The sequence below is a fragment of the Halorubrum sp. T3 genome, assembly GCF_000296615.1.
Taxonomy (GTDB): Archaea; Halobacteriota; Halobacteria; order Halobacteriales; family Haloferacaceae; genus Halorubrum; species Halorubrum ruber.
Map to the genome: position 1 here is coordinate 183850 of NZ_JH815330.1, position 14133 is coordinate 197982.

Genomic DNA, 14133 nt, shown 5'->3' on the forward strand with positions numbered 1-14133 from the left:
CGTGCGGCGGGCCGATATGCGTGCGGTGCGTTACCGCTCACCTGTGTCGCCGCCGGCGTCGCCGGCCTCGCTGCCGTCCGCGCCAGACCCGCCGCGACTGTCCGCCGCCTCCCCCTCGGCCCAGTCCGCGAGGTCGACGACGAGCACGAGCGCGTCCTCGCCGTCGCGGTAGTAGCCGCCCACCCGCCGGATCGGCTCGAACCCCTCGTCGGCGTACAGCGACCGCGCGGGGTCGTTCCCCTCGCGCACCTCCAGCCGGGCCACCGCCACGCCGGTCGCGCGGAGCCGGGCCAGCGCCGACCGGAGGAGGGTCCGGCCGATCCCCTCGCCGCGGGCGTCGGGATGGACGGCCAGGTCCTTGATGTGGCCGATGTCGCGGCCGTGGTTCGGCGTCCGGTCGGCGACGACGAACCCGACGACCGCGCCCGCCCGCTCCGCGACGAGGAACGCCGGCTCGTCCAGCAGCCGCTCGAAGGCGTCGTGCGGCCACGGGTCCGAGAAGCAGGCGCGCTCGATCCGCACCACCGCGAGCAGGTCGGCGCGCTCCGCCCGCCGGACCGCGACGTCGGGGACGCTCACGGGTCGGCTTGCGGGCCGCGGAGAATAAACGCCTCGGGTCGGCGGAGAGGTGCTGAGAGGGAACGCGCCGGGTCGACGAAGGCCGCGGCGACGACGCGTCGGCCCCCTCACGCGTCGATCCAGGGCTCGTCCGGGTCGGCGCCGGCGGGGTCGGGTGCGCACACCTCGAAGCAGGCGCCGTCCGGCGGCCGGAGCCGCCGCCCGTCAGGGAGCCCGATGGGGTCGTCCGCGGGCGCACGCAGCTCCACGCGCCACCCGTGCGACTCGACGACCTCGCGGACGATGTCGAGCCCGTACCCCGTCCCGTCCGCCCGCGTGGTGAACCCGGAGTCGAACACCGACTCTCGGTGGTCGGGGTCGATCCCCGTCCCGTCGTCGGCGACGAGGAACCCCTCGTCGGTGGCGGTGACGAGGACGGTGAGGTCGTCTCCGTCGGAATCGTCCCCGCTCGCCTCGGCCGCGTCCGGCATCCCGTGCTCCGTCGCGTTGCGGAACAGGTTCTCCAGCGCCTGCCGCATCCGGCCGCGGTCGCCGTACATCCGGGCGTCGCGGGCGACAACTAACTCCGCGTCGTCGCCCTCGGCGGCGGTCTCCCAGGCGTCGCGGGCGACGCTCGCGAGGTCGAACTCCGCGGGCTCGTCCATCCCGGTTCCCTGCCGCGCGAGGGTGAGCAGCTCCGAGACGAGCCGGTCGATCCGGTCGACGGCGCGCTCGCCGCGTTCGAGCGGCTCCGTCTCCCCGCGCAGCCGCGCCATCTCGATGGAGCCGCGAATCACGGAGAGGGGATTCCGCAGGTCGTGCGAGACGATGCTCGCGAAGCGGTCGAGCCGCTCGTTCCGGTCGGTGAGCCGCCGCTCGCGCTCTTTCCGCTCGCTGACGTCGCGGGAGTTGATGAGCAGTTCGCCGACCGGGCTGTCGGCCGGCAGTGACCGCGTGCGCGACTCTAACCACACCCAGTCTCCGTCGGCGGCCCGGTAGCGGTACTCCAGCGTGGGCGCCGCGTCGGGCTCGGTGAGCGCGCGGTAGAACCGCTCGGTCACCCGGTCGCGGTCGTCCGGGTGGACGTAGCCGAGCGGGGAGCGCCCGACGGTCGACCCCTGCTCGTAGCCGAGTACCTCCTCGACGGAGGGGCTCTCGTAGACGACGAGCCCCTCGCCGTCGACGACGGTGACGAGGTCGCTGCCGTACTCGAGGAAGGCGCGGTAGCGCTCCGGGAAAGTGCGGTCCGCGTCGACCCGGCGGACCGTGACGATCCGCCCGCCGAAATCCGGGGCGAGCTCCTCGTCGACGACGGACTCGACCCACGCGTATCCCCCGCTCGCGCGGCGGATCCGGTGGGTGACTGTCCGGCTCGTCGCGACCGCCGACAGCGCGTCGGCCACCGGCTCGCGGTCGCTCGGGTGGACGCGGTCGAGGAGATCGCTCCCGACGAGCGCCTCGCGCTCGACGCCGACGACGTCGGGCACCGACGGCCCGGCGAACAGCACCTCGCCGTCGACGGCGACGGCGAGCAGGAACCGGTCGGGCTCGATCGGGCGCGACCACCCCTCCGCGGGCGTCGCGCCGAGGCCTCCCGACCCCTCGTCGGCGTCGGTCGGTGACGGCGGAGAGCCGTCGGCATCGGCGCGCTCGTCCGACCGACCCGGCCGCTCCGCGTCGGCGGTCGGCGCGTCGGTCGCGGCTCGGTCGTCGGGGTCGGGGGCGTCGCCCTCGTCAGCGCCGCGGACCGGCGTCGACGTGTCGGATGGCCGGAGGGTCACGGTGAGTTCTGATCCGTCGTACGGACGCGGGGTGATAAAACTGCGCGGCGGGAGAATCAAACGCGATAATTCGGTTCGGGCGTCGGGCCGATCCGGGTCCGGCGCGACCCTCGGGCGCCGTGGACTTCTCGCGGCTCACGAGATGTCGCCCTCGCGGGCCGTCACACCTCGTCGACGACGGTCCCCGCCGCCCACGCGGCCTCGAAGCCGTCGCGCACGCGGGCGGCGAACCCGCGGTCGCGTAAGTCGAGCATGCCGAACAGCCGGTCGGGCGCGAGCGGGTCGGCGACCTCTAAGCACACCTCCTCGCCGTCGATGAGGTAGAAGTTCCCGTACGCGTCCTCGGTGATCCGCAGCTCGAAGGGGCCCTGCGCGATCGTCAGCGTCGCGCGGTCCTCGTCGACGGCGGCGCGGGCGTCGTCGAACACGCTCGGCGAGAGCAGCACGGAGACATCGACGCCGCTCCGGATCGCCGCGAGGAGGCGGTCGAGCAGCTCCGGCCCCTCGCGGTCGACGTCGAACTGCGCGGAGACGTCGGTGGCGACGACGACAATCGACTCCTCGGCGGCGTCGATGCGCTCGAAGAGGAGGTCGAGCGAGTCGTCGGCGCCGACCGCGGCGGTCCAGAACTCGTCGTCGGTCGCCTCGGCGTCCGCCAGCCGGTCGATCAGCTCCGACTTGCCCGACTCGTACGTCTCGATCCGCTGTCGCAGCTCCCGCCGCTTCGCCTCGACGAGCCGGTCGACGGCGACCGCGGGCTCGACGGGCGCGTACCGCTTCGGCTCCCGGTCGGTCTGGACGCGGACCAGCCCGCGCGACTCTAAGCCGCCGAGCGCGTCGTAGATGCGCCCCTTCGGCACGCCGCTCTCCTCGGCGGCGGCCGCGGCGGTCCCGGTGCCGAGCGCCAGCAGCGCGCGGTACGCCCGGTCCTCGTAGCTCGACAGGCCGAGGTCGCGGAGCGACTCCATGCCTTCCCGTAGGCCCGGCCCCCACAAAGCGTCGGCGCTCTCCGCCGCACGAGTATATAAAAGAACGCGCGTACAACGTCCGACCGTTTCGCTGTCGCCCCGCGACGGTCGGCCGCGGATCCGCTCTCGGAACGATTCAACGCGTCCACAACCGGTGAAATTCCGGTCTCGGCGAACTTCAATCGCCACCGAACTCTGTGGTTCATCTACGAAAACAGATACGTTGTTGTCATAGGTTCCCGAAGGGTATTACGTCGCAGTCCCGTACCCGTTCGCAGTTACATGAGTCGAATCCGGACGGCCGCCGTCCTCCTCCTCGTCGCGTCCCTGCTCGCGACCGGCACGGCGGTCGCGCAGACGGCCAACGACACGGTGCGCGGCGACCCCGACATCGAGGCGTTCGCGCCGGAGACGGCGTTCGTCCCCGGCGAGGAGTCGACGCTCCAGGTGAGCCTGAACAACCGCGGCGACATCGACGCGCAGGGGGCGGACAACCTCGAGAGCGAGGTGGTGACCGCCCACGAGACGACGGCGCGGATCCTCACCGGCGACGCGGCCAACCGCGAGGTCCCGTTCGACGTGCGGACCGGCGAGCAGACCGTCGGCGACGTCGCGCGCGGCGTCACCGGGCCGATCGAGTTCACCGTCGTCCCGGACAAAGACGCCGAGCCGGGCGTCTACCGCGTTCCGATCCGACTGGAGTACCGAAACGTCGAGAGCGCCGAGGTCGACGACGGCTCCACCGTCCGCGACGAGGAGATCGTGACGGAGACCGTGTACGTCTCCGTGGAGATCACCGACCGCGCGCAGTTCGCGGTCGTCGACGTCGATGGCGTCGTTCAGGCCGGGGACAACGGGATCGTCGAGGTGACGATGCGGAACGTCCGGAACGAGACCGCTCACGAGGCCAGCGTGGCGGCGAACCCGATCGACCCCGACCTCTCCTTCGCCACCGACGCGGGCACGACCGAGACGTACGTCGGCGCGTGGGCGCCGGGCGAGAACCGCACGTTCACCTACCGGCTGGCCGCCGCGGGCCAGGCGACCGCGCGAGCGTCGACGCTGGAGTTCGACGTCGACTACCGCGACGCCGAGCGCGCGAACGCGGCCGCGCGGACGGTCCGGACGGGCGTGACGCCGCTCTCGCGGCAGGCGTTCTCCGCGGAGGGGTTGAACAGCACGCTGCGCGTCGGCGAGGACGGCTCGTTCACCGTCGAGGTTCGCAACCGCGGCCCTCGCGACATCGAGAACGCGGTCGTCGTCTTCAGTAACGAGGCGCCCGCGCCCGAGGGTGTCGGGCAGGAGACGGTCCAGTCCGACCCGAACATCGTCCCGCGCTCGACGCGGGACACGGTCGGCGACCTCGCGGTCGGCGAGACCGCGACCGCGACGTTCGACGCCGGCCTCCGGACGGACGCGAACCCCGGCGCGCGGACGGTCAACGTGGCGGTCCGCTACCGCGGGCTCGGCACCGACGAGGGGGTGAGCGCGAGCGAGGGCGACGACGGCACCGTCTCGCTCGTCTCGACGGGGTCGGCCGGCGACGTCATCGTCTCCGACACGCTCGACGTGGTCGTCGACGTCGCCCCCGAGGCGGACGTCTTCGCCGTGTCGCCCGCCGAGCCGAACGCGACCGACCCCTCGTCGGTGACGCCCGGGTCGACGGTCCGGTACGACGCGGTCGTCCGCAACACCGGGCCCGAGCCGATCTCGAACCTACAGGCGAAGCTGTTCGTCGACTCGCCGCTCTCCTCGTCCGACGACGAGGCGTTCGTCACCTCGCTCGACCCGGGCGAGGAGACGACGGTCAGCTTCGAGGTCGCGGTCGACGGCGGCGCGACGCCGAAGACGTACGCGGCCGCGGTCGACTTCCGGTACGACGACGCCGACGGCGACGAACAGCTCTCCGACACCTACCGGCTCCCGGTCGAGGTGACGACCGCCGACGACAGCGGGGCCCTCACCTCACCGCTCGGGATCGTCGCCCTGCTCGGCGTCGTCGCGGTCGGCGGCGCCTTGGTCTGGCAGCGCGGCCGGGTGAGCCGGGCGATCGCTCGGCTTCGAAGCCGGTTCCGCTCCCGATAGATGGACCCCGTCACCCGGCTGTTCGGCGCGATCACCGACCGGGTCATCGAGCAGCCGCGCCGGGTCGTGATCGCCTGCCTCGTCGTCACCGCCCTGTTCGCGCCCGGCATGGCGCTGCTGGAGGCGAGCGCAGGCAGCGACCAGTTCACGGACGGGATCGAGGAGGCGGACGCGCTCGACCGCGTGAACGAGCGGTTCGAGCCCGCGTTCGGGGGTGACGACCCGACGACGCAGCTGATCCAGCGCGACGTGAACGTGCTCGACCGCCGCGGCCTGCTCGACATGCTGGCGACCGCCGAGCGGTTGGACGAGCGCGACGGGTTGCGGGTGACCGACTTCTCCGCGCCCGCGATGGACGTCGCGGCCGAGCTCGACGAGGACGCCGACACACCGGCGGCGGCCCGCGACGCGATCCAGCGGGCCAGCGACGGCGAAATCGACGCCGCGGTCGACGCCGCGGCAGAGGACCCCGGCTTCGCGACGCTGCTGTCCGACGATTTCAACAGCGAGTCCGGCACCGCCTCTGCGTCGCTCGGCGTCGTCTCCCACTCGTTCCCGGCCTCGGCGGACACCCAGGCGATCCAAAGCGAGGCCCGCACCGTCGCCGAGGAGGCCCCGGGTGACATCACCGCGTTCGGCGGGGGGATCGTCGATGATGAGTTCGAGCGCGTCATCTTCGACTCGCTGTCGATCGTCGTGCCCGCGGCGCTCGCGGTCATCCTCGGCCTCTTAGCGTACGCCTACCGCGACCCGTTCGACTTCGTGCTCGGCGGGATCGCACTGTTGATGACGGTCGTGTGGACGTTCGGCTTCACGGGGTACGCGGGGATCGCCTTCTCGGAGGTGCTGATCGCGGTGCCGGTCCTCCTCTTAGCGATCGGGATCGACTTCGGGATCCACACGGTAAACCGCTACCGCGAGGACCGCGCGGCGGGCGCGCCGCCGGAGACGGCGATGCGCGGCGCGCTCGGCCAGCTCGTGGTGGCGTACTCGATCATCGCCGGCACGACGATCATCGGCTTCCTCGCGAACCTCACCAGCTCGCTGCCCCCGCTCCGGGAGTTCGGGTTGGTCGCCGGGCTCGGGATCTGTTTCACCCTCGTCATCTTCGTCGGCTTCCTCCCGGCCGCCAAGCTGCTCTTAGACCGCTGGCGCGCAAAGCGCTCGCTGCCCGAGTTCGGCTCCCGCCCGCTCGGCGCCGAGGACTCCGCGCTCGGGCGGCTCCTCCCCAAACTGTCCGCGATATCGCGGCCCGCACCCGCGGTCTTCCTCGTCGTCGTCCTGCTGATCACGGCCGGCGCCGCGGGCTACGGCGCGGGCGTCGACACAACCTTCGAGCAGGACGACTTCCTGCCGCCGAGCGAGGAGCCGGCGTACATCGACTACTTCCCCGGCCCGCTCCAGCCCGGCGAGTACACCGCGACGGAGACGATCAACTTCCTCTCCGACAACTTCGCCACGAGCGAGGACGACACCGTCACGATCTACGTCGAGCGGCGCATGACCAGCGACAGCGCCCTCCGCAGCCTCGCGCGCGCCGAGCGCGACCCGCCCGACTCGTTCGTCACGGTCGACGGCCGCGCCAGCGCCGACAGCGTCCAGAGCGCGATCGACGCCTACGCCGCCGAGGACCCAGAGTTCGAGCAGCTGGTCGAGGAGTCCGCGCTCGACGACGGGCGGCCGAACCGGAACCTCGACCGCATCTACGCCGAGCTGCGGAACTCGCCGTACGACGACTTCACCGGCGAGTACCTCGCCGACGACAGCCGCTCGACGCGGATCGTGTACGCCGTCGAGTCCGACGCCAGCGACGCCGAGATCACCGCCGACGCCCGGCGCGTGGCCGACCGCTACCGCGGCGACGCGACCGCGACCGGCCAGATCGTCGTGTTCCAGGCGGTCGCGGACACGATCTTCGACTCCGCGATCGTCTCGCTGGCGGCCGCTCTCGGGCTCTCGGCGGTGTTCCTCGTAATCTTGTTCTGGCTGCTGCTCGGCAGCCCGACGCTGGGGCTCGTCACGCTCGTCCCGGTCACGGTCGCCGTCGCGACGCTCACCGCCACGATGCGGCTCGGCGGCATCCCGTTCAACGCGATCACCGCGACGATCCTCGCGATCACTATCGGGCTCGGGGTGGACTACACCGTCCACGTCGCGCACCGGTTCCACGACGAGTACCCCCGCGGCGGCGACGTCGACGCCGCGGTCGTCACCACGCTCCGCGGCACCGGCGGCGCGCTCACCGGCACGTGGGCGACGACCGCGCTCGGCACGGGCGTCCTCGTCTTGGCCATCACCCCGATCCTCGGCCAGTTCGGGCTGCTCACCGCCGCCAGCATCACGCTCGCGTACCTGGCGTCGCTGATCGTGTTGCCGCCGGCGCTCGTCGTCTGGGTCGCCGTCGTCGAGCGCCGCCCCGGACTGCTGTTCGTGGGTCGCTTCCTCGACGCCGCGGGCGCCATCGACGCCGACGCCGAGGGCGACGCGACCGACCGAGCTCGGACCGACGGCGGGACGGCCGACTCCGGCGTCGCCGACGACGCCGACGCGTTCGAGTGGCAGACCGACCCACGGCCGCCCGCCGAGGACCCGAGTCAGAAGGATTAAACGCTCGCCGCGGATACCGGCTCGTGAGGGCGCGTAGCTCAGCGGACAGAGCACTTGGTTCCGGACCAAGATGCCGCGGGTTCAAATCCCGTCGCGCCCGCTATCTGCGAACGAAGTGAGCAGTAGCGGCGCATGCGGGATTTGAACCCTGCCAGTCGCAGCCCGCGCAGCGAACGGAGTGAGCGAGCAGGACCGTCTGGCTCTGGTTCAAAGTCCCGTCGCACCCGTGTTCTCGCGTCGCTTCGCTCGCTCGAACACGGGTGCGACTGGCTCCACGCTCGCTCCCTTCGGTCGCTCGCGTGGATCCCGTCGCGCCGTATCGTTCTACCCGACCGATAGCAACAGCGTAGAACTGTGAAACCGTAACAGCGCCGACTACTCGTCTTCGAGGGCGTCGTAGATGTCTCGGTTCGCATCGCGGTCGTCTGCCGCGACCCGTCGAACCAGTTCCTGCCAACTATCCTCCATCACACCGTCAAGCGGCGAGGTCAGTTCTGCGCCTTCCTCTGTGACCATATCCGAAGAGACGCTTTGAGGGTCGTTACTACTCGCCGACGCTGTTGAGCGCGCTGTTCAGCTCGAAGAGTTCGCGGACGGCATCGCTGTCCGCGACCCGGTACCGACGCGGTGACGTGTTCGGAACCTCCTCGATGAGTTCGACCTCGATCAGGAGATCGGTGTAGTTACCGACGGTTTGGCGCGTGACGCCGGCGTGTTCTGCGAATTCGGTTTTGTTGAACTCGCGGTTCGGCGGGAGATCGAGCAACGCGTCTACGAGAATTGGGATCGCATCGTGCTGCGTGAGGTACAGCCACCCGCTCGGGTGCTCCTTCCGGAGCTCTTTCTTCGCCCCGCGGTCGTCCGCCTGTTCCAGACTACTCATACAGAGAGACACCATCTGTATGTGTATAAGCGTTCTCACTAGCGTTAACTGTCATTAACAGCCTTTATGTATGAATGGATTCATCCCTCCGCTATGGAGAAGCCGTCGGTGAAGTGTGCCCTCCTGGCGACGATGATAGCGAAACACAAGTGGGGCACACCGATCACGGAGGAGGCGCTCCTCAATCTCTCAGCGATCGACGGCGACTACCCGACTGCGCGTGACGTCTATGCGGACCTTCGACGCGAACCCTACATCACTTACCGCGGAAACCGCGGTATCGAGCTCAACAAGAGTCGCTTCGACAAACTCGCCGATGTTCTCTACCACGAATGCGGCTGGGAAGCCTGGGAGATCGATAGTCGCCTGAAACACTACGAGGGCATCGAGGAGCATGATTGGAAGTGAGTCCTCTATACAGACCGACCAAATCCACACTGAGCCCCGACGCGAGATATCCGTTCTGTATCTCGCACGGATGGCACATACTACTAAACCAGTTGTCAGAAACGGCGGTTTTGAAACGGCCGAATTCAGCCGCCTCACACCTGGAAGGTCTCGTCGTTCGACGGCCGAACCAGCGCCCGTCGCGCTGGTCGAATATACTTCTGACCGACCCATCGACATTCAGAGAATACCCAGTGGACTGACTGAAGTCATCAGCGAGTAAATCTCGATATGGCTTCCTCTTCCGGTTCTTTGATTTGATATCTCATACTAAAAATATATTTATCCGGCGTTTGATATTCGGGCATGTATCGGTTCACGCCGGACGAAATTGACTACGAGCGGGCCAACCACCAAGCGGTCATCCAAGGGGCGGACGACATAGACGTGAAGCGAATCGGCAACCTCGGCGAGCTCGCGTTCGAGCAGTTCTGTCGCGAGTATCTCCCCGTCGAGATGTGGGAGTGGGAAAACGAGGAAGCAATCCGGCGGTGTAACTCCGAGAGCTTCTCTGGGCATGACTTCGAGGTTTTCGGCTACACGGTCGACGTGAAGTCATCGCGGGACGTCTCGGCCTTCCTTCCCGAGTCGCTCGTTGAACGCGATCCCGATGACGACATCGTAGTAATGGTCTGGCATCGAGATAACGAGGATAGTCTGATGTTGCTCGGGTGGGAACGCCTCGAAACGCTGAAATCGAAGGTCGAAACGGAGAAGGCGTTCTCGGGCGAGTCCCCGGAAAAACTCGACCACCTCGCGGCCCGCCCGATGAACGAACTGATCGACCTCGGTCCTAACACCGCTCACATGAACCAGAAGCCGGAGAATCCGTTCTCACCAGGGGATCGGGTGGTGAAGGCTGGCGACTCGGAGCCGTCGGTGGGAATCGCCGTCGAAGTACTACCGCCGGAGCAGAACACCGGCGCGTTCGGACACGAAATGGACGGGGAAGCGGTGCGGGTCGCGTTCCCGAGTTCGCTCGATGAGGGACCAGGTGCGTGGCGGGACTACCACCCCGCGATCCTCGCGTCGTACTGTGACGATCAGGACATCAAACTCTGGACGTACAAACACGAGAACCTCGCGTTCGCGGAGAATCCGTACGTGGCAGGTGACAAGGTAATTAAGACCAGCCACAGCGACCCGAACACGGCCGTCGTGGTGGAAGGCTCCGAGGAGCGTGAGGACGACAACGTGACTGTCGCATTTTTGGGTGACTTCGAGGAGGAGGACATCTTGCCGGGAGAGCTTGCGACGCACTGTGAGGCGAACGGGATCAAGTGTTACACGTACGAGTATTCGGAATTGGATTTCTCAACATAAGCCTCATCCAGCTACCGAAACGGACTGGTTGCTCTGGCGAGTGGATTTTTATTCAGCGGCGAAAACTTCGATCTTGAATGAAAGCATCGACCGCGAAGGAGGAACTGCTTGATAAGGGGTTACAGATCGATCACGAGCAGTTTGAACAGCTCTGTAAGATGGTGATCGAGCGTGCGGAGCCAACTCGTGAACTTGAGCTAACGCCCTTCCGTGGCGATGGCGGGATCGATATTCACGCCGTTATCGATCGAGAACTGTTCCACGCTCGGCTCGGCGTACAAGCGAAACAATATGCTACCGGGAACAGCGTCGGCGCCCGCACCCTCCGCGGATTTAAAGGCGCTCTCTCGGAGCAACAGTATCACATCGGAACGGTGATCACGACCTCCTCGTTCACCTCTGGAGCCGAGACAAGCGCAGACCAAGATTTCATCCGATTGATCGACGGTGACCGTCTCACAGACATCATGGTTGAGAGCGGCATCGGTGTCGTTACAAACGACGAATCCTACGAACTTGACCCCACGTTCTGGAGTGCGTTCGAGAAGCCGGAGCGCACCGATACCATCCCATCTCTAGAGGTACCACAGGCGGACAACTTTGAGGTGATTCGCACTGTCATCCAAGCGGTCGGAGTGGGTTCTGATATTAAACCCGATATCGCAGAATACGTTCGAAGACGGACGGATTCAGACAGCTTCGATCCACGGCAAGCGGATTACTACGGTATTGCTGCGTGGCTTCTCCAGTTCCTCCACAAAGAACAGGAGGTCGAGATTGACAACCACACGATCCGCCGCTGGGGACTCACCCGCCTCGGCGAGGAATATCTCACGTATCTCGATCGCGGCAATCGAGAATCTGCGGACGCCCTCCTCACACAGCAGATCCGTGATGTCGAGATCATCTCCCGTGTATACGCTCAACTCGAAGAAGACGGTACTCTCTCCCGACGCGATATTACGGAGATCCTCGCAGACGAGACCACTCTCTCGGATTCAACCACGCGTCGACGCGCCCGAACCGTTGGCGAGTGGCTCGTTTGTCTCCCTGAAATCACGACGAGCGGCCGGGGATCTGAGCAACAATACGTGCTGGACTCAACGCCACGTTGAGCGGTCTCCGACAGCTCATTCAGTAAAATCCGAGAGAGTCTTTCTCCGCTGCGCCTCTGCTGGAACGTTTGTAATGAGAACTTCTGAGACCTCTCCGCGACTACTGGCATCGCTGTTTATCGCACGAGTAGCATCTACATATCTGATCGAGAACATGCCGTGGTCCTCGTATAACTCCGTGACTGGCGGGGAGTTAGAGAGGATCACGGAAACATCCATTTCCGTGAGTTCCACCACGACATCGCGAAGTCGGCGTTGATCCTCTCGGTCGAATCCCTCTGCTTGGTACGAATTGAAATCCGCGGTTTTCGACACCGGTTCGTACGGCGGATCAAAATACACAAGATCGCCGCTGGAAGCCTCATCGACGACGTAGCTGAAATCCGTATTGAACACGGCCGTGCCTTGGAGGACGCGCGATGCCTTTCGGATCCGCTGTTCTTGTACCCAGTCTGGGTTTGAATACCGGCCGAAAGAGACGTTAAATTCGCCGTCACTGTTCTCTCGGTACAATCCGTTGAAACAGGTCCGATTCAAATATAAAAGCAAACTCGCCTCTCGGACTCGCTCGTCCCGCGTTAGATTCGACTGTGAGAAGAGCGCATTAAACTCCGAGCGAGCGTTATAGTAGTATTCTTCCGTGTGTTCGTGCGTCTTGTTTTCGTCTATAAGTGCGTCTGGTTGATATCGAACGATCTCATAAAAGGTAGTCAACCGCGTGTTCAGATCGTTGATCGTTCCATCGTCAGGATCTTGATCAAAAAAGACAGCGCCACCTCCCACGAACGGTTCGTGATACGCCTCATATGTGGTTGGAAACAGCGCCGTGATTTCTGAGAGAAGCTGGCGCTTTCCACCTGCCCATTTTAAGATCGGCTCTACCATTCAGTGTAGATCTCCTCGGTATTCGCAAAAAACTGTCCCGTTGGGGTAGTATGGACACTTGAGATGTGGTTTAGAGATCCGTCAGCCGCAGCACGACTGTATTGTACTCTATCGGGCTTTGAGTGGAAGAGACGGACGGAGGGGGGTGCGTCCAGCAAACTACAGAGGTACTCGACTGCGATTCCAGTGTCGTAACACGAGACACGATCCCAGAGTCGCCTCTGTATCGAATTCGACACTCGTATTCATCTCTTCAGGGTCATCTTCGCCGGGAGGGGGGTGCGTCCGGCAACGAATCGCAGCGCACGACGCTCCGGGACGGCCCACAACCATTTATCAAAACTCCCGGCGACGCCTGTCTATGGACCACAACGTCTCGCGAATCCACGAGCACGACCTCCGCTCGGTGTGGGAGAACGAAGAGCGGGATTTCACGCAATGGTTGACAGAGAACATCGACCTGCTCGCGTCCGAGTTGGGGATAGAAATTGAAGACGCACGAGCTGAGGAAGCCGTCGGTGACTTCTCGGCCGACATCGTCGCACGAGAGATGAACACCGGTGAGACCGTCGTTATCGAGAATCAATACAATCGGACGGACCACGACCACTTGGGGAAGCTCCTGACGTACTCGTCGGGAAAGAACGCTGGGTTCACGATGTGGCTCGCCGAGGAATTCCGGCCGGAACACCGGAGCGTCCTCGAATGGTTGAACGAAACCGGGCCGAAAGGTGCGAAATTCTTCGCGATCAGACCCCGCGTCGTGAGTATCGAGGGATCCGAGGAGCGTGGGTTCGAGTTCGAAGTCGTTGTCGAGCCCAACGAATGGGAACGCGAGGTGAGCACCGAGTCGCTGTCCGACCTTGAGCGTAGCTACCGGCAGTTCTTCGCCGAGATGGTCGAGGCGTACTCGCAGCGACGGCCGACTTGGTACAAACTCAAGCCCGGACCTCGGAACTATCTAACGTTCAGTGCCGGTATCGGGGGCGTCCGATTCGGCTGGGTGTTCCACCAGGGGCCGGAGTTCTCCGTTGAGCTCTACATCTCCACGTCGGATAAGGAACGCAACGAGGAGATATTCGAGGCGCTGAAACGCAACCGAACAGAGATTGAGAGCAATTTAGGCGTCGAGTTAGCGTGGGAACGGTTGCCTGAGAAACAGGCATCCCGGATCAAACAGCCTGAAGATATTGATAGGACGATCACCAATCTCACCGCAGACCAGCGAAATCATTTGGTCGAATGGGGGGTGGATGCGATGGACGCATTCCAGGAGGAGTTCGAACCACGTCTTTCCGCTCTCGGTTCCAACTGATCGCTGCTTCTACTGGTGTAACGAACTCGCTGTGTAGGTGCCTGCCATCCTCCCCGTCTTGTCGGACGCACCCCCCTCCCCCAGTCACGCTTTTGAATTGCGGACTCTGCTGAGATTCTTTATTGGAAATCGGCATCTGTAGTCATGTGAATATCTATTGCGAGTA

12 protein-coding genes and 1 tRNA gene are annotated in these 14133 nt (G+C 65.3%); 7 read left to right on the top strand and 6 right to left on the bottom strand.

The window, feature by feature from the left end; all coding sequences use genetic code 11:
- Positions 1–30: 30 nt before the first annotated feature.
- The 3 genes from rimI to B378_RS0109945 all read right to left on the bottom strand — a co-directional run bounded on the left by rimI (position 31) and on the right by B378_RS0109945 (position 3307).
- A complete protein-coding gene (gene rimI / locus B378_RS0109935; protein WP_017343647.1) occupies positions 31–579 on the bottom strand; it encodes a ribosomal protein S18-alanine N-acetyltransferase in 549 nt (182 codons plus the stop codon).
- Between the two features lie 107 nt (positions 580–686).
- On the bottom strand, positions 687–2339 hold the full coding sequence (locus B378_RS0109940) for a PAS domain-containing protein (protein WP_017343648.1): 1653 nt from the start codon (positions 2337–2339) through the stop codon (positions 687–689).
- 161 nt (positions 2340–2500) lie between these two features.
- Complete coding sequence (locus tag B378_RS0109945) at positions 2501–3307, bottom strand: TrmB family transcriptional regulator (RefSeq protein WP_017343649.1); 807 nt, start codon at positions 3305–3307, stop codon at positions 2501–2503.
- 282 nt (positions 3308–3589) lie between these two features.
- Between B378_RS0109945 and B378_RS0109950 the strand changes: the two genes are divergently transcribed.
- The 3 genes from B378_RS0109950 (at position 3590) to B378_RS0109960 (ending at position 8099) form a co-directional block, all read left to right on the top strand.
- A complete protein-coding gene (locus tag B378_RS0109950) occupies positions 3590–5392 on the top strand; it encodes a COG1361 S-layer family protein (RefSeq protein ID WP_017343650.1) in 1803 nt (600 codons plus the stop codon).
- Positions 5393–7999, top strand: a complete 2607-nt coding sequence (locus tag B378_RS0109955; protein WP_017343651.1) for an RND family transporter — start codon at positions 5393–5395, stop codon at positions 7997–7999.
- A gap of 27 nt (positions 8000–8026) precedes the next feature.
- Positions 8027–8099, top strand: a tRNA-Arg gene (locus B378_RS0109960).
- Positions 8100–8374: 275 nt separating this feature from the next.
- Here the strand turns inward: B378_RS0109960 and B378_RS17090 are convergent.
- The gene (locus tag B378_RS17090) at positions 8375–8515 is read right to left on the bottom strand and encodes a hypothetical protein (protein ID WP_017343652.1); all 141 of its coding nucleotides are present in this window, start codon (positions 8513–8515) and stop codon (positions 8375–8377) included.
- Between the two features lie 28 nt (positions 8516–8543).
- Positions 8544–8882: a hypothetical protein gene (locus B378_RS0109970; RefSeq protein ID WP_017343653.1), complete on the bottom strand. Its 339-nt coding sequence runs from the start codon at positions 8880–8882 to the stop codon at positions 8544–8546.
- Between the two features lie 93 nt (positions 8883–8975).
- On the opposite strand from B378_RS0109970, the gene B378_RS0109975 reads away from it, so the two are divergent.
- From B378_RS0109975 to B378_RS0109985, 3 genes are all read left to right on the top strand, one after another.
- Positions 8976–9290 carry a hypothetical protein gene (locus B378_RS0109975; protein ID WP_017343654.1) on the top strand — a complete coding sequence of 105 codons (315 nt, stop codon included), beginning with the start codon at positions 8976–8978 and terminating at the stop codon, positions 9288–9290.
- Positions 9291–9635: 345 nt separating this feature from the next.
- Positions 9636–10652, top strand: a complete 1017-nt coding sequence (locus B378_RS0109980; RefSeq protein ID WP_017343655.1) for a hypothetical protein — start codon at positions 9636–9638, stop codon at positions 10650–10652.
- A 77-nt stretch (positions 10653–10729) separates the two neighbouring features.
- Complete coding sequence (locus tag B378_RS0109985; protein ID WP_017343656.1) at positions 10730–11767, top strand: restriction endonuclease; 1038 nt, start codon at positions 10730–10732, stop codon at positions 11765–11767.
- Between the two features lie 15 nt (positions 11768–11782).
- On the opposite strand, the gene B378_RS16445 is transcribed toward B378_RS0109985, so the two are convergent.
- Positions 11783–12652, bottom strand: coding sequence for a DNA adenine methylase (locus B378_RS16445; RefSeq protein ID WP_026046247.1), 870 nt, complete (start codon positions 12650–12652; stop codon positions 11783–11785).
- 361 nt (positions 12653–13013) lie between these two features.
- Between B378_RS16445 and B378_RS0109995 the strand changes: the two genes are divergently transcribed.
- Positions 13014–13967, top strand: a complete 954-nt coding sequence (locus B378_RS0109995; RefSeq protein ID WP_017343657.1) for a DUF4268 domain-containing protein — start codon at positions 13014–13016, stop codon at positions 13965–13967.
- Positions 13968–14133: the final 166 nt, after the last annotated feature.

Excerpts from the sequence above, each read along its gene's own strand:
- B378_RS0109980 (WP_017343655.1), top strand. The coding sequence starts at position 9,636 with ATGTATCGGTTCACGCCGGACGAAATTGACTACGAGCGGGCCAACCAC.
- B378_RS0109985 (WP_017343656.1), top strand. The coding sequence starts at position 10,730 with ATGAAAGCATCGACCGCGAAGGAGGAACTGCTTGATAAGGGGTTACAG.
- B378_RS0109995 (WP_017343657.1), top strand. The coding sequence starts at position 13,014 with ATGGACCACAACGTCTCGCGAATCCACGAGCACGACCTCCGCTCGGTG.
- B378_RS0109955 (WP_017343651.1), top strand. The coding sequence starts at position 5,393 with ATGGACCCCGTCACCCGGCTGTTCGGCGCGATCACCGACCGGGTCATC.
- B378_RS0109945 (WP_017343649.1), bottom strand. The coding sequence starts at position 3,307 with ATGGAGTCGCTCCGCGACCTCGGCCTGTCGAGCTACGAGGACCGGGCG.
- B378_RS0109970 (WP_017343653.1), bottom strand. The coding sequence starts at position 8,882 with ATGAGTAGTCTGGAACAGGCGGACGACCGCGGGGCGAAGAAAGAGCTC.
- B378_RS17090 (WP_017343652.1), bottom strand. The coding sequence starts at position 8,515 with ATGGTCACAGAGGAAGGCGCAGAACTGACCTCGCCGCTTGACGGTGTG.
- B378_RS0109950 (WP_017343650.1), top strand. The coding sequence starts at position 3,590 with ATGAGTCGAATCCGGACGGCCGCCGTCCTCCTCCTCGTCGCGTCCCTG.
- B378_RS16445 (WP_026046247.1), bottom strand. The coding sequence starts at position 12,652 with ATGGTAGAGCCGATCTTAAAATGGGCAGGTGGAAAGCGCCAGCTTCTC.
- B378_RS0109975 (WP_017343654.1), top strand. The coding sequence starts at position 8,976 with ATGGAGAAGCCGTCGGTGAAGTGTGCCCTCCTGGCGACGATGATAGCG.